The organism is Exiguobacterium acetylicum (assembly GCF_019890935.1).
GTDB lineage: Bacteria > Bacillota > Bacilli > Exiguobacteriales > Exiguobacteriaceae > Exiguobacterium_A > Exiguobacterium_A abrahamii.
This window is the reverse complement of the sequence record NZ_CP082333.1, coordinates 2,880,136-2,897,801: the sequence shown is the minus strand read 5'-3', so window position 1 is coordinate 2,897,801 and position 17,666 is coordinate 2,880,136. Positions and strand designations below refer to the sequence as shown.

19 protein-coding genes are annotated in these 17,666 nt (G+C 49.2%); 14 read left to right on the top strand and 5 right to left on the bottom strand.

The window, feature by feature from the left end; all coding sequences use genetic code 11:
* Positions 1-255 precede the first annotated feature (255 nt).
* The 6 genes from K7G97_RS14880 to K7G97_RS14855 all read left to right on the top strand — a co-directional run bounded on the left by K7G97_RS14880 (position 256) and on the right by K7G97_RS14855 (position 6,249).
* Positions 256-1,851: a CTP synthase gene (locus tag K7G97_RS14880; RefSeq protein ID WP_023469561.1), complete on the top strand. Its 1,596-nt coding sequence runs from the start codon at positions 256-258 to the stop codon at positions 1,849-1,851.
* Positions 1,852-1,983: 132 nt separating this feature from the next.
* Entirely contained in the window at positions 1,984-2,691 is a 708-nt protein-coding gene (locus K7G97_RS14875; protein WP_023469560.1) for a GntR family transcriptional regulator, read from the top strand.
* A gap of 151 nt (positions 2,692-2,842) precedes the next feature.
* Positions 2,843-3,187, top strand: coding sequence for a PTS lactose/cellobiose transporter subunit IIA (locus K7G97_RS14870; protein WP_223040947.1), 345 nt, complete (start codon positions 2,843-2,845; stop codon positions 3,185-3,187).
* Positions 3,187-3,495 carry a PTS sugar transporter subunit IIB gene (locus tag K7G97_RS14865; RefSeq protein WP_055969344.1) on the top strand — a complete coding sequence of 103 codons (309 nt, stop codon included), beginning with the start codon at positions 3,187-3,189 and terminating at the stop codon, positions 3,493-3,495. The genes K7G97_RS14870 and K7G97_RS14865 overlap by 1 nt, the downstream gene beginning before the upstream one ends.
* A 12-nt stretch (positions 3,496-3,507) precedes the next feature.
* On the top strand, positions 3,508-4,914 hold the full coding sequence (locus tag K7G97_RS14860; RefSeq protein WP_223040946.1) for a GH1 family beta-glucosidase: 1,407 nt from the start codon (positions 3,508-3,510) through the stop codon (positions 4,912-4,914).
* A gap of 12 nt (positions 4,915-4,926) precedes the next feature.
* Entirely contained in the window at positions 4,927-6,249 is a 1,323-nt protein-coding gene (locus tag K7G97_RS14855; protein ID WP_023469556.1) for a PTS sugar transporter subunit IIC, read from the top strand.
* 137 nt (positions 6,250-6,386) lie between these two features.
* Here the strand turns inward: K7G97_RS14855 and K7G97_RS14850 are convergent, their stop codons facing one another.
* Positions 6,387-6,896, bottom strand: coding sequence for a DUF2529 family protein (locus K7G97_RS14850; protein WP_035395788.1), 510 nt, complete (start codon positions 6,894-6,896; stop codon positions 6,387-6,389).
* A 94-nt stretch (positions 6,897-6,990) separates the two neighbouring features.
* Between K7G97_RS14850 and K7G97_RS14845 the strand changes: the two genes are divergently transcribed.
* The 5 genes from K7G97_RS14845 to glpX all read left to right on the top strand — a co-directional run bounded on the left by K7G97_RS14845 (position 6,991) and on the right by glpX (position 11,428).
* Positions 6,991-7,365, top strand: a complete 375-nt coding sequence (locus K7G97_RS14845; protein WP_223040945.1) for a response regulator — start codon at positions 6,991-6,993, stop codon at positions 7,363-7,365.
* Between the two features lie 132 nt (positions 7,366-7,497).
* A complete protein-coding gene (gene fba / locus K7G97_RS14840; RefSeq protein WP_058704156.1) occupies positions 7,498-8,352 on the top strand; it encodes a class II fructose-1,6-bisphosphate aldolase in 855 nt (284 codons plus the stop codon).
* Positions 8,353-8,506: 154 nt separating this feature from the next.
* Positions 8,507-9,154 (top strand): fructose-6-phosphate aldolase, encoded by a 648-nt coding sequence (fsa, locus tag K7G97_RS14835; RefSeq protein ID WP_023469552.1) that lies wholly within the window; start codon positions 8,507-8,509, stop codon positions 9,152-9,154.
* Positions 9,155-9,182: 28 nt separating this feature from the next.
* The gene (murA, locus tag K7G97_RS14830; RefSeq protein WP_047394432.1) at positions 9,183-10,430 is read left to right on the top strand and encodes a UDP-N-acetylglucosamine 1-carboxyvinyltransferase; all 1,248 of its coding nucleotides are present in this window, start codon (positions 9,183-9,185) and stop codon (positions 10,428-10,430) included.
* Between the two features lie 32 nt (positions 10,431-10,462).
* Complete coding sequence (gene glpX, locus K7G97_RS14825) at positions 10,463-11,428, top strand: class II fructose-bisphosphatase (RefSeq protein WP_064299220.1); 966 nt, start codon at positions 10,463-10,465, stop codon at positions 11,426-11,428.
* A gap of 276 nt (positions 11,429-11,704) precedes the next feature.
* On the opposite strand, the gene K7G97_RS14820 is transcribed toward glpX, so the two are convergent.
* Positions 11,705-12,472, bottom strand: a complete 768-nt coding sequence (locus K7G97_RS14820; RefSeq protein ID WP_223040944.1) for an SDR family NAD(P)-dependent oxidoreductase — start codon at positions 12,470-12,472, stop codon at positions 11,705-11,707.
* A gap of 70 nt (positions 12,473-12,542) precedes the next feature.
* Positions 12,543-13,220, bottom strand: coding sequence for a C40 family peptidase (locus K7G97_RS14815; protein WP_058704154.1), 678 nt, complete (start codon positions 13,218-13,220; stop codon positions 12,543-12,545).
* 355 nt (positions 13,221-13,575) lie between these two features.
* On the opposite strand from K7G97_RS14815, the gene rho reads away from it, so the two are divergent.
* Complete coding sequence (rho, locus tag K7G97_RS14810; RefSeq protein WP_214771749.1) at positions 13,576-14,949, top strand: transcription termination factor Rho; 1,374 nt, start codon at positions 13,576-13,578, stop codon at positions 14,947-14,949.
* A gap of 91 nt (positions 14,950-15,040) precedes the next feature.
* On the top strand, positions 15,041-15,286 hold the full coding sequence (locus K7G97_RS14805) for a type B 50S ribosomal protein L31 (protein ID WP_023469546.1): 246 nt from the start codon (positions 15,041-15,043) through the stop codon (positions 15,284-15,286).
* 36 nt (positions 15,287-15,322) lie between these two features.
* On the opposite strand, the gene K7G97_RS14800 is transcribed toward K7G97_RS14805, so the two are convergent.
* Complete coding sequence (locus K7G97_RS14800; protein ID WP_195864340.1) at positions 15,323-15,973, bottom strand: DedA family protein; 651 nt, start codon at positions 15,971-15,973, stop codon at positions 15,323-15,325.
* A gap of 183 nt (positions 15,974-16,156) precedes the next feature.
* On the opposite strand from K7G97_RS14800, the gene K7G97_RS14795 reads away from it, so the two are divergent.
* Positions 16,157-16,771 (top strand): thymidine kinase, encoded by a 615-nt coding sequence (locus K7G97_RS14795; RefSeq protein WP_029342777.1) that lies wholly within the window; start codon positions 16,157-16,159, stop codon positions 16,769-16,771.
* A gap of 74 nt (positions 16,772-16,845) precedes the next feature.
* Here K7G97_RS14795 and K7G97_RS14790 read toward each other — a convergent pair whose 3' ends face one another.
* The gene (locus tag K7G97_RS14790) at positions 16,846-17,604 is read right to left on the bottom strand and encodes an alpha/beta hydrolase (protein ID WP_262415767.1); all 759 of its coding nucleotides are present in this window, start codon (positions 17,602-17,604) and stop codon (positions 16,846-16,848) included.
* Between the last annotated feature and the right edge of the window lie 62 nt (positions 17,605-17,666).

Genomic DNA, 17,666 nt, shown 5'->3' with positions numbered 1-17,666 from the left:
ACTGTACAGCTGCTATTTCCCTATAGAAATGGCAGTTTTTTCGTTGACGGCTGACGAACGAGCACGGAAATTTTTCTTTGAAAAATTAGGCTTGACGAAGTTTTCCGAATGACGTAAGTTAGTCATGGGCTTCTTTAAGCAACGTGCTTATTTCAGCAAAAGTGTCTCCTATTCCAATGGGGGCACTTTTGCTTTTTTGTTTTTACCACCTCTGTATTGTTGAGATGTGAATTAGAGAAGGGAGCAATATTTAACATGACAAAGTATATTTTCGTAACAGGTGGCGTCGTATCGTCACTCGGTAAAGGGATCACCGCTGCATCGCTCGCTCGTCTCTTGAAAAACCGTGGCCTCAACGTCACGATCCAAAAATTCGACCCGTACATCAACATCGACCCGGGTACGATGAGCCCGTATCAACACGGGGAAGTATTCGTCACGGATGATGGCGCGGAGACGGACCTTGACCTTGGTCACTACGAGCGTTTCATCGACATCAACTTGAGCCAGAACGCAAACGTCACGTCTGGACGTATCTACTCGACGATCCTCAAAAAGGAACGCCGTGGCGACTACAACGGTGGAACGGTCCAAGTCATTCCGCACATCACGAACGAAATCAAGGATCGCGTTTTCCGCGCTGGAAAAGAAACGGGCGCTGACGTCGTCATCACAGAGATTGGTGGAACAGTAGGGGATATCGAATCGCTTCCGTTCATCGAAGCCATTCGTCAGGTGAAAAACGATATCGGGAAAGAAAACGTCATGTACGTTCACTGTACGCTCGTTCCGTATCTTGCAGCTGCAGGTGAGCTCAAGACGAAACCGACACAACACAGTGTCAAAGAACTCCGTAGCTACGGTATTCAGCCAGACATCATTGTCTTACGTGCGGAGCACCCAGTCCCACAAGAAATGAAAGATAAAATCGCTCTCTTCTGTGACACACGTCCGGAAGCAGTCATCGAAGCGCAAGATGCATCGACACTCTACGAAGTACCACTCAACTTGCAACGCCAAGGCATGGACCAACTCGTCTGTGACTACTTCAAGTTCGATACACCAGCTGCTGACATGACGGCTTGGAAACAACTCGTTCATACAGTGACGCACCTCGAGAAGACGACGAAGATCGCACTCGTCGGGAAGTACGTCGAATTGCGTGATGCGTACATTTCGGTCGCAGAAGCATTAAAACACGCTGGATTTGCCTTCAACAGTGACATCGAAATCGATTGGATCAACGCAGAAGACGTGACGCGCGAAAACGTCAACGAATTACTTGGTTCAGCAGACGGTATCCTCGTTCCGGGTGGATTCGGAGAACGCGGAATCGAAGGGAAAATCGAAGCAACACGTTTCGCCCGTGAGAACAACGTACCATTCTTCGGTATCTGTCTCGGGATGCAACTCGCGACAGTCGAATTCGCTCGTAACGTCCTCAACCTCGAAGGCGCACACTCAGCGGAAATCGACCCAGCGACACCATACCCGATCATCGACTTGTTGCCAGAACAAAAAGACATCGAGGACCTCGGTGGTACACTCCGTCTCGGACTTTACCCATGTAAACTCGAAGACGGAACGAAAGCACGTGCCGCGTACTCAAGCGAGCTCGTCTATGAACGTCACCGTCACCGTTATGAGTTCGGTAACGAGTTCCGTGAGCAGTTCGAAGCAAACGGCATGGTCTTCTCAGGTACGAGCCCAGACGGTCGTCTCGTTGAGATCATTGAAATTCCAGAACACAAATGGTTCGTCGCGTGTCAATTCCACCCAGAATTGATCTCACGTCCGGAACGCCCACAAGCGCTCTTCCATGACTTCATCCAAGCATCACTCGGAGAGTAAGTCGTATCCAAATAAACCTGTCTTCTTCAAGGAGACGGGTTTATTTTCATTTATTCCTATCGTCAAAATACATATCTGCTATAATGGTAGCGGATTCATTCCTACAAATTTTAGATAGAGGGGGGAATATCATTGATACCGAAGTATAAACATGTCGCTGAACAAATCGAGATCGAGATCAATGAGCACGTCTATCAACATACGAACAAACTGTTGACGGAAGACGAATACGCCCAAAAATTCGATGTCAGCCGAAATACGATCCGGAAGGCGATCGAGATTCTCGTCAATAAAGGATACGTTTACCAAGTACAAGGGAGCGGTGTCTTCGTCCGCGATCATTATAAGAGTGATTACGTCAATCTCGAAAAGCTACAAGGATTGACGAGCGACTTCAGTGGACGGAAGGTCGAGACGCGCGTTCTCGCTTTCGAACAGACGAAGGCAGACGAAGAGGTCGCGGAACGCATGAAATGTCCGGTCGGTACACCGGTCTATTACGTCAAACGACTGCGTCTCGTCGATGATCACCCGTTCTCGATCGAAGCGTCCTATTTCCGAAAAAATCTCGTCATGTATCTCGATGAGAACATCGTTCAAAAATCGATCTATACGTATTTACGCAACGATCAAAATCTATCGATCGGATTTGCGGATCGCGTCATCTATGCGGATTATTTGAATAGCAGTGACGCCGAGTTGCTTGGATTAAAAGAGAACGATCCATCCTTACTCGTCGACAACACGGTCTATTTGACGAATGGGAAAATCTTCGACGTCTCGCGGGCGACGCATCATTTTCGCCACGTGAAGATGCTGAAGGTCTCGAATATTAAATAAGAAGGAAACACACGAAGCGAATTTCGTGTGTTTTTTTATTTAAATTTTTTAAAAAGAAAGGGTTTACACGTTATGAAAGCGCATGCTATTATCGAACTGTGGAATTTGTACCTATGAATTTAAGTTATCCATACAACAAAGGAGAGACAGCATGACTTCTGAAACGATTGAAATTACCCCGGAAGATATTTTTGGATTGATCGCCTTGTCGGGCGACGCCAAAGCAAGCTACCACCAAGCGATGTTACTGATGCAAGAAGGTAAAGTCGAAGAGGCACAAGCGGCTGTTGCAGAAGGTGACGCGACACTCAAGGATGCCCACAGCATTCAAACGAAGTTCGTCACACTCGAAGCACAAGGCAAGACAGCAACCGTAGGCGTCCTGATGGTACACGCGCAGGATCACCTCATGAACACGATCCTCGTCAAGGAAATGCTCGGATATATGATGAACATGCAAAACGAAATCAACCAATTGAAGGGAATGGATCAATAATGATGAAAATCGGACTCTTTTGTGCGGCAGGTATGTCGACGAGTATGTTAGTAGAAAAAATGAAAGCGGTTGCCTCGGAGCGCGGCTTAGAAGCAGACATTGCAGCATACCCGGAATCAGAGATGGAAACATACGTCAACGAGCTTGACGTCGCTCTCCTCGGACCACAGGTGAAATACCTTCTTTCGAAAGGGAAACAAATCTGTGAACCAAAAGGTGTACCGATCGATGTCATCAACACGATCGATTACGGCATGATGAACGGAACGAAAGTACTCGACCAAGCAATCAAACTCGCAAACAAATAAGAGGTGAAGACGATGAAAATGCCAAAAGATTTTCTATTCGGCGCTGCTTCTGCTTCTTATCAAGTAGAGGGTGCTTGGAACGTAGACGGAAAAGGCGTCTCGAACTGGGATGTCTTCTCGAAGATTCCTGGAAAGACGTTTGAAGCGACGAACGGGGATGTCGCAATCGATCATTACCACCGTTACAAAGAAGATATCGGTCTGATGGCCGAGATGGGTCTTGAATCGTATCGCTTCTCGATCTCATGGCCACGCATCTTCCCGAACGGCACAGGCGAAGTGAACGAAAAAGGACTTGAGTTCTATAACAACGTGATCGATGAGTGCCTCAAGCACGGGATCGTCCCGTTCGTGACACTCTATCACTGGGATTTACCACAAGTCCTTGAAGAACAAGGCGGCTGGCGTAGTCCTGAAACAGCAGATGCCTTTGTGCGTTTTGCGAAGACTTGTTTCGAAGCGTTCGGCGATCGTGTCCGCAACTGGATCACTTTCAACGAGACGGTCATCTTCTGTTCGCTCGGCTACTTGACGGGCGCACACCCACCCGGCATCACAGGCGATGCAAAAGCGTACTTCCAAACGACGCACAACGTCTTCGTCGCTCACGCTCGCGCAGTCGAAGCGTTCAAGGAAGCGGGATATGAAGGAGAAATCGGGATCACCCACGTCTTCAACCCAGCGTTCAGCATCGATGAAGCGCCGGAGAACAAACAGGCCGAAGTACATGCGAACGAATACGCGACACACTGGTTCTATGATCCGATTTTAAAGGGTGAGTACCCAGCATATGTCGTGAAGGATTTAGAAAAGCAGGGCTTGTTACCGGAATGGACAGAAGAAGAGCTTGCTCTCTTGAAGCGGACAGCACCGCTGAACGACTTCATCGGACTGAACTACTATTGTCCACAACGTGTCATGAAGAATGATTCGGCGCTCGTCATGGCAGGTGGTCGCGAAAACTCAACCGGACGTCCTGGGAACCCGTCATTCGACGGCGTCTACAAGACAGTCTTGATGGACGATAAAGTCTACACGAAGTGGGGCTGGGAAATCGCACCGGATGCCTTCCTGGAAGGAATGCGGATGCTCCAAGCACGATACGGCGATATCAAAATCTACATCACGGAAAACGGTCTCGGTGACGAGGATCCGATCGTCGGCGAAGAGATCATGGATACACCACGAATCGAGTACATCGAAAGTCATCTTCGCGCCGTCAAGCGTGCTGTCGAAGAGGGCATCAATGTCTCTGGTTATTATGCATGGTCCGTCATCGATCTACTCAGCTGGTTGAACGGATATAAAAAGCAGTACGGATTCATCTATGTCGATCATGCGAATGGTCTGGCACGGAAGAAGAAACAGTCGTTCCATTGGTACCAGGAAATCATCGCGACACGTGCTGCTGAACTATAAGGAGGAGTCGGAATGAACCGATTAGAAACCGTATTTGAAAAAGTCACTCCTGCCTTCGCACGATTCGCGAACGCCAAGCCTGTCCTTGCGATCAAGGACGGCTTCATCTTAACGATGCCGATGACGATCATCGGCTCGTTATTCCTACTGATTCTCGCGTTACCAATCCCAGGCTGGGAGAAGTTCATGACGGGCCTATTCGGTGCCGACTGGACATTACCGCTGACACAGGTCGTCGGTGCAACGTTTGATATCCTCGCATTGATCGGTGTTTTCGGTATTGCCTACTCCTATGTAAAAAACGAGAAGATCGAAGGGGTTCCAGCCGGGATTCTCGGAATCATCGCCTTCTTGATCATCACACAATCATCCGTTCTGTCGAAGTCAGGGGAAGTCGTCACGGGTGTCGTACCGAAAGTATGGACGGGCGGACAAGGGGTCCTTGCCTCGATCGTCGTCGGACTCGTCGTCGGTTTCATCTACTCGCAGTTCATCAAGCGCGGTATTCGGATCAAAATGCCAGACGGTGTACCACCGGGTGTTTCGAACTCGTTCTCGGCCCTCATTCCGGGACTTGCGATCATCACGTTGTCTGTCGTCACGTTTGCTGTCTTCCAAGCGTTCGCTGACCGGACGTTCACGGAAGTTGTCTACGACGTCTTGCAAGCACCGATTCAGAACTTGACGGATACGCTCGCAGGAGCAGTCCTGATCATGATCTTGATGTCTGTCATGTGGTGGTGCGGGATTCATGGCGCAGCAATCATCATGGGAATCATGGGACCATTGCTGACAGCGAACGCTTTACAAAACCAAGCGATCATCGACTCCGGGAAAGAACTTGTCGTCGGTGACAACGCGAAGATCGTTACGATTCAGTTCCTCGATGTCTTTACGAAGCTCGGTGGAACAGGGATTACGGTCGGCTTCATCATCGCGACGTTGATCGTTGCCCGCTCGGCTCACTTGAAGCAGCTCGGGAAGCTATCACTTGCGCCAAGTTTGTTCAACATCAACGAACCGGTCATCTTCGGGATGCCGATCGTCTTCAACCCGATCATGTTCGTTCCGTTCGTCATCGTACCAGCGATTGCATCCTTCATGGTCTACTTCTCGATCCTCTGGGGTTGGGTCGAGCCATTTAATGCGCTTCAAGTACCATGGACGACACCACCCGTCATCTCTGGCTTCTTGATCAGCGGCTGGCAGGGTGCCTTGCTCCAGTTGGCGACGATTGCGATGTCGGTCGCGATCTATCTACCGTTCGTCCGCATGCAGGATCAGCTGTCTTACGGCGAAGAACTAAAAGCACAAGAAGAACATGCTTCGGCATGATCAAAAAAAGGAAGCGCGAATGGCGCTTCCTTTTTGTATACCGGTCATGAACGGTTTCGCTTTGATTCAATGAAAATCGTAAGCTTAGTGAGACGCGGACACGTATCCAGTGAGCTTTATATTATAGAAGAAAAACGTCAATCCCACTCTTCCGTCATCTCTTGTAGTTGCGTCAAGATATGTGTCAGGAGAAACGCGCAAAGGGCAAGACTCGGCAGTCCGTGACGTGAACCGTCCTCTGCCGGAAGCAGTCCCTTGTTGAACTTCAATGCGAGCGGAGCAATCGAACGCTCGAGCGTTTCCGTCACGTCACTGAGTGTGACGATCGCATAAGGCGTATGCCATGCGTCGTAACGGGCAAGAGAAGCGAGGAGATCCGAGCGTTCCGTATCCGGCGTGAAGATCAAGACACGATCGACAGCGTGTAAGGTCTTTCGATCCTTGATCTTCGTAACGCGTTTCATCTGGTCCGGTCCTTCTGAGAGCATCGGATAGAGTCCTTCACATTCGCCGTAGGCGTCGACGTAGACCGTGCCTTCTCCGACGAGCGCTTGTGCGAGCAGACGGACGACATCGAATAGTTCGTCTTCCTGTTTTGCGAGCGTTTGCAATTTTCCGTTGAATTGTGTAGCTAAGATTTTCATCATTTTTCTTCATCCTTTCTATGTTTCTCTCAAGGACAGTATAAAGCAAGTTTTGCTTTAGTGTAGAATGGAAATAACTAGAGGGGGAGTGGCAGAGATGAAAGGCAGATTGTTGATCGTCGAGGATGAGCCGGGAATCCGGAATTTGCTTGCACAATTGTTCCGGGCAGAAGGGTATGAAACGGACGTCGCCGTCGATGGAGAGGAAGCGATCGTCTACTTACGGGAAACGGCATACGATCTATTGTTGATGGATGTCAACATGCCGGGGCGGACCGGGATCGAGGTATTGCGTCATCAGGACCGGATCGGACGACGTGTCCGGACGATTTTAATGACGGCACTCGGTGAAAAAGAAGCGATGGAAGAAGCGAAACGATTAGGGGTCGTCGCCTTCTTCGGGAAGCCATTTGACATCTTTGAATTAAAAAAAGAAGTGACTGTGCAAATTTCTCACGATGTAAGCGGTTAATCTTTCACGTCGCCGTCACAAACCAAAAAACCGAGCGAAATGCTGTACGTTCCGATGAATCAGTATGTTATAATCAGTCTGAAATTGCACGAGTTCGTGTAAGCAGCGATCAAAACAGAGGAGGATGTCATTATGCCATTAGTATCTATGACAGACATGTTAAACAAAGCTCTCGAAGGTAAGTATGCAGTAGGTCAATTCAACATCAACAACCTCGAGTGGACACAAGCGATTCTCGGTGCGGCTCAAGAAGAGCAGTCACCAGTCATCCTTGGAGTATCTGAAGGTGCAGCACGCCACATGGGCGGATTCTACACTGTCGTGAAAATGGTTGAAGGTCTCGTACACGACATGAAAATCACAGTTCCAGTCGCAATCCACCTCGACCACGGTTCGAGCGTTGAAAAATGTAAAGAAGCGATCGACGCTGGATTTACATCTGTCATGATCGATGATTCGCACAGCCCGATCGACACAAACATCGAAACAACTAAAGCAGTCGTTGAATACGCTCACGCTAAAGGCGTTTCAGTAGAAGCAGAAGTTGGTACAGTTGGCGGACAAGAAGACGACGTCATCGGTGATGTCATGTACGCGAAACTTGACGAGTGTGTACGCATCGTCAAAGAAACTGGAATCGACACGCTTGCGCCTGCACTCGGTTCTGTTCACGGACCATACAAAGGTGAACCAAACCTCGGATTCAAAGAGATGGAAGAAATCCGTGATGCTACAAACCTCCCACTCGTTCTTCACGGTGGAACTGGAATTCCGACACACGATATCGAAAAAGCGATCTCACTCGGAACTTCAAAAATCAACGTTAACACAGAGAACCAAATCTCATTCGCGAAAGTCGTTCGTGAAGTGTTGGCTGAGAAACCAGAAGCATATGACCCACGCGTATTCATCGCACCAGGTCGTGAAGCAATCAAACAAACTGTCATCGGTAAGATGCGTGAGTTCGGTTCAAGCAACAAAGCTTAATCGACTCCTCTTTAAAGTGCGGTAGACTTCGGTCTACCGTGCTTTTTTCATATCATGTGAACGTGTATTCAATGGAAAACAGTAGGACTTCTCGTGAAAAAAACCTATAATAGAGTCGTAAGCGATTTCAAGGGATGAAAGGGGAACGAGAAAGATGAGATTTTTCATTGACACAGCAAACGTAGAGGACATCAAGAAAGCACATAAAATGGGGATTTTAGATGGTGTCACGACGAATCCGTCGCTCGTCGCTAAGGAAGGCGTCGATTTCCATACACGACTTCGTGAAATTTGTGAAATCGTCGGGGACGTCTCTGTCAGCGCTGAAGTCATCGCGCTTGATGCAGAAGGAATGATTCGCGAAGGGAAGGAACTTGCCCAGATCGCACCGAACATTACGGTTAAGGTTCCAATGACTCCGGCCGGACTCGAGGCAGTCGCAGCACTTTCAAAAGAGAAGATCACGACGAACGTCACATTGATCTTCAACCCGAACCAAGCATTACTCGCAGCCCGTGCTGGTGCGACATACGTATCACCATTCCTCGGTCGTCTAGATGATATCGGACAAGATGGAATGGGGCTCGTCGAGACGATTGCTCAAATTTTCGTCGTACATGATATTCCGACACAAATCATCGCGGCGTCGGTCCGAAATCCGGTTCACGTGACGAACGCTGCTCTTGCGGGCGCAGACATCGCGACGATTCCATTCTCGGTCATCGAGTCACTCACACACCACCCACTCACGACGCAAGGAATTGAAAAGTTCCTCGCCGACTGGGAAAAAACGCAGCAATAATCGTAGCGAAGAGAAAGGTTGATGGAACGTGGACATTTTGCATATCGTAGGGCAACAACGCCTGGAAGGAACCGTATCAATCAGTGGTTCGAAGCAAAGCGCCATCCCGTGTCTTGCTGCAGCCCTCCTGACGGATCAGACGGTCGTTCTGGAAGGCGTGCCGGAGATTGGCGACGTCGCGACGATGATCGAGATTTTGGAGACGCTCGGCGCGGTCGTGACACGTCAAGGCGATATGGTGACGATTGATCCAAGCCGGGTCGAATCGATGCCGTTGACTGGTGCGGAGACGCGCAAGTTACGCGGATCGATCTACCTCATGAGCGTTCTGGCAGCCAGATTCAAACAAGGAGTCGTCGGTCTGCCTGGAGGTTATGCCATCGGACCACGACCGATCGATTTACACATCAAAGCACTAGAGCGTCTCGGTGTTTCTGTACGTAACGAGCAAGGCGTCCATTACATGCGCGTCGATCGTCTCGTCGGCAACCGGATTTACCTCGATCTTCCGTCTTTCGGAGCGACGATCAGTGCGTTACTCGTCGCTGTCTTCGCTGAAGGAACGACTGTCATCGAAAACGCTGCCTATGACCCGGAAGTCATCGACGTCAGTACGATGTTGACGAACATGGGGGCAAGCGTCAAAGGGGCAGGAACGGACGAGATTCGAATCAAGGGCGTATCGCAACTAAGTGGTTGCCGGCATACCTTGATTCCGGACCGCATGGAGGCAGGAACGTTCTTGACGATGGGGGCGGCACTTGGACGCGTCACCGTCGATAACGTCATTCCGCTTCATCTCGAGAGCGTCATCCAAAAACTCGAACGGTACGGTGCGTTGATTGAAGCAACGGATGATTCCGTCACGGCGACGTTTCAGGAGGCGAAGCCGGTCGATATTCGTGTTTTCCACTACGGTGGATTCCCGAGCGACTTACAGCCTGTCATCTCGGCAGCGTTGTTGCAAGCGAAGGGAGCGAGTATCGTCGTCGATAAGTTGTACCCGCAACGTTTCCGGCACGTGCAGGAGTTACGACGCTTGAATGCTCGAATCACGCATGAAGACGCCTCAATCATCATTCGTGGTGGAGAAACCTTACTTGGTACGGAAATCGAGGCACCGGACCCACGCGGTGGCGCAGCACTTGTCTTGGCGGGACTTCTCGCTTCAGGGGAGACGACGTTGCACCACGCAGAAGTGCTTGACCAGAGTTACGAACGATTTGATCAGAAGTTGAAGGAACTGGGCGCCCTCGTATGGCGTGAAACGATTTGACCGATTTGTAACAAGGGAGAGGGGACATACACATGGAGAGAAGTCTATCAATGGAACTTGTACGCGTCACGGAGGCAGCAGCGCTTGCCTCTGCGCGTTGGATGGGAAAAGGATTGAAGAACGAAGCGGATGATGCGGCAACAAGCGCTATGCGTGACGTCTTCGATACGATTCCGATGAAAGGAACCGTCGTCATCGGGGAAGGCGAGATGGATGAAGCACCGATGCTTTACATTGGAGAAAAGCTAGGAAATGGGTATGGACCACGACTCGACGTCGCTGTCGATCCGCTTGAAGGAACGAACATCGTCGCAAAAGGAACATGGGGCGCGCTTGCTGTCCTCGCGGTCGCGGATGCAGGAGATTTACTCCATGCACCGGACATGTACATGGATAAGATCGCAGTTGGTCCGGAAGCGGCAGGACACATCAGTCTGGATGCGACGATCGAAGAAAACATCGCGGCCGTCGCGAAGGCGAAAAACAAGGAAATCGAAGACGTCGTCGTCTCGATCCTGGATCGGGAACGTCACGAAGAGATCATTCAACGGATTCGGGCAACAGGGGCACGGATTCGCTTGATCGGTGACGGTGACGTTGCTGGTGCGATCAACACGGCGTTCCCGCATACAGGGATTGATATCTTGCTCGGTTCAGGTGGAGCACCGGAAGGCGTTCTTGCTGCCGTTGCCTTGAAATGTCTCGGTGGTGAGCTCCAAGGACGTTTGTTACCGGCAGACGAGGCTGAGATTGAGCGTTGCAAGAAGATGGGCATTGAGGATCCGTCGAAGATCCTCATGATGGATGATCTCGTCGCAGGAGACGACTGTATCTTTGCTGCGACAGGCGTCACGGACAGCGAATTGATGAAAGGTGTCCAGTTCACGGCGCAAGGCGGTCAGACGCACTCTGTCGTCATGCGTGCGAAATCAGGAACGGTTCGTTTTGTCGAGGGTATCCACTCGTTCAAGAAGAAACCTAAGCTTGTCATTAAGTAAAACAGGACGACTCCTCAAACAGGACGTCTGAATCCACATAAAAAGAGTTGGCGTTGCGGATGATTTCCGGAATGCCAACTCTTTTTTGATGATGTTTAAAACTGATAACGTTCATATCCTCACTTTCCTCAGGCGGGAGGTAAGCCGCGACATCTCGCAACTTATGCGAAATGCTGGGTCTTACCTTACCCTGACGGAAACGTTGAACCCGTTTCCTTTTCCTGTAGGAGTTGAGGATGAACGTCATAAATATTGAAATAATGAACATTATAACTATCACCGCGGACGCTGGACTTCTCCTGCTTGTCGGGTGACGTACCGACGCGGTAGAAAACGGGTTGAAAAGATATACCAGGCATTGCCGAAGCCAGGCACGATGAACGTTTTCCCTTTCATATAGCCACGGTAGGCGATGCGCGCAACCGTCGGAGCATCCATGACGCCTGGTCGCAAGAACAAGCGTGATTGATCAAGATTTGCTGCCGATTCGAAGCCGGTATGGGTCGCGCCCGGACAGACGACGCTCACTTGAATCCCGTCTACTGCGAGCTCTTCTGTCAAGCCTTCCGAGAAATGAAGGACATAGGCTTTTGTCGCGTAATAGACACTCAGCCATGGTCCGCCTTCAAATGCAGCCGTTGACGCGAGATGGACGATACGTCCTTTGATTCCCTGTTCTTTCATCCGTGAGGCATAGATCTTCGTCACGTGTGTCAACGCTTCGATGTTTAAAGCAATCATCCGGGACTCGTCTTCAAACGAGGTCTCAAGGAAGGAACCGAAGACACCGATTCCAGCATTGTTGATGACGCAGTCGACCGGAATCTGTTCCGTTGCCCGAAACAGTGCCAGACGATGCGTCCGCTGCGTTAAGTCATACGGAAAGACGGTTGCCGTTCCCCCGAGTCGCTCGACATGGAACTTCGTCTCGAAGAGCGCTGTCGCATCGCGTCCGACGAGCAGGACGTGATCCCCTTGTCGTGCATGCAGATAAGCGAATTCACGACCAAGACCTCTTGAAGCACCTGTGATTAAGACATGCATCTTGTTTCCTCCTTATGAATGAGATAAAAAAAGCGATCGAGCCAATGCTCAACCGCTTTGAGATGATGAATTATAGGTAAGATCCTGCGCCGACAAGGCGTGAACCCCAGTACCCTGATTTGAAGCTTGAGTATTTAACGCCACCTGTTTCTGAGTTGACCATGCTTGACTTGCTTGTTGCGATCCCAACGTGCTGAATGCCGCTACCGTGTGAGAAGAAGACAAGATCTCCTGGTTGTACTTTTGAAACGCTGACTTTCTTAGAAGAAGAATATTGTGAAGAAGACGTACGTGGCAATGTTTTACCAGCCGCTTTCTTGTACACGTAGCTTGTGAAACCAGAGCAGTCGAATCCACGAGTCGTTGTTCCGCCCCATACATAAGGTGTACCTTTATGTTTTGCTGCTTCGTTCAGGATTTTCGTCCGTTTAGAAGAAGAGCTTGTTGATTTTTTAGCGCTAGAAGATGATTTGTATGTCTTTGTGTACTGTGAGTAGACATAGCGTGTTTTACCGCCGTATGAGATTTTTGTCCAGCTGCCTGATTTGCCTTTGTATGTAAAGACTTGACCAGCGTTGACTTTCCCGACGATGCTTGCTTTCGTAGAAGGTGCTGTCCGAACACGAAGACCGTTGTCCGTGATCTTGACTTTCGTGACTGTCGCTGCTTCAACTTTACCTGTACCCACTGATGTAAAACCTGAAACCACTAAGGCTGCCGTCGCGATCGATGCTAGAAAACGTTTCATGTTAAGAATTCCTCCGTTTAAATGTAGTGTGTTGCGTCCGTAAGTTATATGATGAAATCATTAAGTGTGTGATTAAGCAGTCTACCTTACAACTGTGTAAGAATTTTGTCTGCAGGAATATCTTAGCACGAGCACACTTGAAAACGTTTTTTCAGTTAGAAGACAAAACAGATGCTTTTGTAACATAACTGAAATAATATCCTTGAATATTACAAAGTAAGAAACGCAGAGGATTGTTAACGACGAATTCAAAAAAATATGATACCTTTAGTTCACGAATATAATAAGATACCTCTAGATGTATGTATGGAAGTATGCTGAATGCAGTTGAATTTATAAAGAATAGGTGAAGAACATGCCAACAACTGATAAAAAAGATAAACCAGAACGTTCCTATACACTGGCTCAATTGAGCCAACTGACATTAAAAGAACTCTATGAAATCGCAAAAACGAAAAATGTCCCACAATACCGGGAAGCCCGTAAACGCGAGTTGATGTTCAAGATTCTAAAAGCACAGGCTGAATCGACTGGTCTTTATTTCCTCGAAGGGGTACTCGAAGTCATCCCTGGCAATCCACAAATGCAAAACGATGGTGGCTTTGGCTTCCTTCGTCCTATCAATTATTCCCAATCCTCTGAAGATATTTATATCGCAGCATCTCAAATCCGACGCTTTAATCTACGTAATGGTGATGTCGTCACAGGTAAAGTCCGTCCACCGAAGGAAAACGAACGGTTCCAGGGATTACTTAGTGTGGAAGCCGTCAACGGTGAAGCACCGGATACTGCCCGTAACCGTTTATTCTTCCCGGCACTGACACCGATCTATCCGGACCGATTGATGCGACTTGAGACAGAACCACGCCATCTATCCGTTCGTGTCATGGATATGATTGCACCGGTTGGGTTTGGTCAACGTGGTTTGATCGTCGCACCACCAAAAGCAGGGAAGACATCACTTCTCAAAGAAATCGCAAACTCGATTCAGGAGAATCATCCGGATGTCGAACTGATCATTCTCTTGATTGATGAGCGACCGGAGGAAGTGACGGATATTGAGCGTTCAGTTCCGGGAGCAGACGTCGTCAGCTCGACGTTTGACGAAACACCAGACAACCACGTCCGGATTTCTGAGCTTGTCCTCGAGCGGGCGATGCGACTCGTCGAACACAAGAAGGATGTCGTCATCTTGATGGATTCGATCACGCGTCTGACACGTGCCTATAACTTAACGGTACCGCAAAGCGGTCGGACGCTCTCAGGGGGGATCGACCCGGCTGCGTTCCATAAGCCAAAACGATTCTTTGGGGCAGCGCGAAACATCGAACACGGTGGTAGTTTAACGATTCTTGCGACAGCACTCGTTGAGACAGGATCACGCATGGATGACGTCATCTATGAGGAGTTCAAAGGGACGGGTAACATGGAGTTGCATCTTGATCGTAAGCTGTCAGAGCGTCGGATCTTCCCAGCGATCGACATTCGGAAGTCCGGTACACGGAAGGAAGAACTCTTGCTTCCAAAAGAGCAACTCGATGCGCTTTGGACGATTCGCCGGACGATGAATGAGTCGAACGAGTTCGTCGATACGTTCCTACGGAAGATTCGCGATACGAAAAATAATGAAGAATTTTTCGTTGAACTCGAGAAAGAAAAGAAGAAGACGGTCCGACGCGCACCGGCTAAACCGCGTACCGTCAAGAAGGAAACGACGACGGAAAAATAACTATTGCGACGCGTAAAAAAATCGTTTAGTATAGGAAGGTAACTTACTCTGGCTCAGCAAATGAACCAGGGCGGAAGGAGAGAAATCAACCATGAAACAAGGAATTCACCCTAACTACAACAAAGTAGTATTTATGGATTCAACGACTGAGTACAAATTCTTAAGCGGTTCTACTCGTTCTTCGAACGAAACGATCACTTGGGAAGATGGTAACGAGTACCCACTCATCCGTGTGGATGTGTCTTCAGACTCGCACCCATTCTACACAGGTCGTCAAAAGTTCAACGCGGCAGATGGTCGTGTCGATCGCTTCAACAAAAAATACGGCCGCAAGTAATCACTTGTCGGTTCTTAAAAAAACAGCCTGCCTCCATTATGGAAGCAGGCTGTTTTTGTATAGACTGAATTGTGAACGATACGCGAGATACGTCTTCAAGACGAAGGAGAAGGCGATTCCACCGGCAATCCCGATTAAATACGGCATGACTTCCGGATGTGCCAAGATATAGTCCACGACTTTGTGGAACGAGAGATGACGACCGACAAAGTAGCCAGCGCCTAAGAACACGCTGATCCAAATCAACGCACCTGTATACGCATAACTCGCAAACACGCGAAACGGCATTTTCGAGACACCTGCAAAAAAGGCAGAGAGTTGGCGGAGACCAGGTATGTAGTAACCGATGATTAGGACCGATTTTCCGTAACGACGAAATCCGGCTTCAGCGGAAAGAATATGTTTTTCTGAGATACGCATTTTCGGTCCGACGCGGTGTAATAGTGGCATACCGAGTTTTAATCCGAGTAAATAGCTGATCGTCATCCCGATACAACTGCCGGCGTAAGCGGCGAGAATCGTACCGACGAGTGGTAGATTGCCTTGATGCATCCAAAAACCGGACAGGACGAGCAGGGTCTCATCAGGAACCGGCAATCCCACGATACCACCTGCGAGAAGGACGGAGAGACCAAGGGCACCATATTGGTGCAGGATGTCATGTAAGAGATGATGAATCGGGGACACCTTCTTTCGTGAGAGTCTTCTTCTTCAGTGTACAGGAAATAGGGGACGGTTGGAATGAAAGGACAAAAATTCTAGGTAAAGAAAAAATGAATTTTGATTTCCGGAAGTCAACCCTTTTTCTCGATACCGTTTCGGGCTATACTCGTTAAAGTGACTATTTTTAGAGGACGGTGTCGGACGATGATGCATGTAATAAATCAGTACGGCTGGATCGAAGTAATTTGTGGCAGTATGTTTTCCGGGAAATCGGAAGAGTTGATTCGTCGTGTCAGACGGGCGCAGTACGGCAAACTGCCCGTTCAAGTATTCAAGCCGGCAATCGACGACCGGTACCATGAAGAGCATGTCGTCTCTCATATCGGCAACTCCGTCGTGGCGATTCCGATGGCGACGAGTCGCGATCTCTACGCAGCAGTAGCAGAAGAAACACAAATCGTCGGAATCGATGAAGTTCAATTCTTTGATGATGAGATCGTACAAGTCATCGAAGCACTCGCACAAGACGGAAAACGCGTCATTTGTGCAGGTCTTGATCAAGATTTCCGGGCAGAGCCATTCGGCAAGATGCCGGAATTACTGGCGCGCGCAGAATTCGTGACGAAGCTGCAAGCCATCTGTCTTTCGTGTGGGGATCCGGCTTCCCGGACACAACGGTTGATTGATGGAAAACCAGCGAACTACGATGATCCGATCATCCTAGTAGGCGCTTCAGAATCGTATGAGCCACGATGCCGCCATTGCCATGAGGTGCCTGGAAAACCGAAGCCGCTCCAGTCGGTGCAGCACCAAGAAAATTAAAAAAAGACGAACCGATCGCGGTCGTCCTTTGATGTAGCAGCTATTCGCTTTTAAGTGAATAGCTGTTTTTTTTATTATCCCGTTTCCTGTGAGAACCGGCTTGAGCGTTCGATGAAGCGGATCGTCTCACGAACGATCAAATCCTGATCATAATCGAGTGTCGCGACGTGATACGAGTTGAGTAAACAGTAGCTGCGTTTATCATTCGTCCCGATATGTTGATGCAGATAATCTGAGCTCGATGGCGGAACGACGTGATCCGTCGCCGAGTAAAGAATCAAGGTCGGTAGAAGGATCGATCCAAGACGTCCTTTCGTCTCGTCCATCAGACGAACGAGTTCGAACGCACAACGGCTCGGAACGAGGTCATAGATGATTTCGAAAGCAGACCGCTTGATGTCCGGTGCCCCTTCCGGTAAATACTGTGGACCGTCGTCGAACGAGAGTGCTTCATAGGATGGAACGGAAAGGGCAGCATTAATCGTAATGATGCCGGCGAACGGAATGCCGTCAGCGGCGAGTGACAGTGCAAGCGTCGCCCCCATCGATTGACCGATGACGAAGACTTGATCGCATGTTTCTTGTAAACGTTCATAGCCGTCTTGCAGGCTTTGCTTCCAACATCGAGCAGTCGATTGTTCAAACTCGCGGACGTTCGTTCCATGTCCACGTAAGCGCGGGGCATAGACGGTAAAACCTTCAGCAGCGAATGCCTCACCGACGTCTCGGACACTTTGCGGTGTCGCATTAAAACCATGACAGATTAGAATGCCGATCGGTCCACCTTGAAAATAAAACGCTTCAGCACCAGTCAGTACAGGATAGTTCATCATTACTATTTTTCCTCCATTCATGAAAAAAACTCGTCGACGTCACTGCTTGGACGCCCACGAGT

Bases quoted from the DNA above. Each gene is read 5' to 3' on its own strand.
- K7G97_RS14880 (WP_023469561.1), top strand. From the start codon at position 256: ATGACAAAGTATATTTTCGTAACAGGTGGCGTCGTATCGTCACTCGGT.
- K7G97_RS14870 (WP_223040947.1), top strand. From the start codon at position 2,843: ATGACTTCTGAAACGATTGAAATTACCCCGGAAGATATTTTTGGATTG.
- K7G97_RS14865 (WP_055969344.1), top strand. From the start codon at position 3,187: ATGATGAAAATCGGACTCTTTTGTGCGGCAGGTATGTCGACGAGTATG.
- K7G97_RS14860 (WP_223040946.1), top strand. From the start codon at position 3,508: ATGAAAATGCCAAAAGATTTTCTATTCGGCGCTGCTTCTGCTTCTTAT.
- K7G97_RS14855 (WP_023469556.1), top strand. From the start codon at position 4,927: ATGAACCGATTAGAAACCGTATTTGAAAAAGTCACTCCTGCCTTCGCA.
- K7G97_RS14850 (WP_035395788.1), bottom strand. From the start codon at position 6,896: ATGATGAAAATCTTAGCTACACAATTCAACGGAAAATTGCAAACGCTC.
- K7G97_RS14845 (WP_223040945.1), top strand. From the start codon at position 6,991: ATGAAAGGCAGATTGTTGATCGTCGAGGATGAGCCGGGAATCCGGAAT.
- fba (WP_058704156.1), top strand. From the start codon at position 7,498: ATGCCATTAGTATCTATGACAGACATGTTAAACAAAGCTCTCGAAGGT.
- fsa (WP_023469552.1), top strand. From the start codon at position 8,507: ATGAGATTTTTCATTGACACAGCAAACGTAGAGGACATCAAGAAAGCA.
- glpX (WP_064299220.1), top strand. From the start codon at position 10,463: ATGGAGAGAAGTCTATCAATGGAACTTGTACGCGTCACGGAGGCAGCA.
- K7G97_RS14820 (WP_223040944.1), bottom strand. From the start codon at position 12,472: ATGCATGTCTTAATCACAGGTGCTTCAAGAGGTCTTGGTCGTGAATTC.
- K7G97_RS14815 (WP_058704154.1), bottom strand. From the start codon at position 13,220: ATGAAACGTTTTCTAGCATCGATCGCGACGGCAGCCTTAGTGGTTTCA.
- rho (WP_214771749.1), top strand. From the start codon at position 13,576: ATGCCAACAACTGATAAAAAAGATAAACCAGAACGTTCCTATACACTG.
- K7G97_RS14805 (WP_023469546.1), top strand. From the start codon at position 15,041: ATGAAACAAGGAATTCACCCTAACTACAACAAAGTAGTATTTATGGAT.
- K7G97_RS14795 (WP_029342777.1), top strand. From the start codon at position 16,157: ATGCATGTAATAAATCAGTACGGCTGGATCGAAGTAATTTGTGGCAGT.
- K7G97_RS14790 (WP_262415767.1), bottom strand. From the start codon at position 17,604: ATGATGAACTATCCTGTACTGACTGGTGCTGAAGCGTTTTATTTTCAA.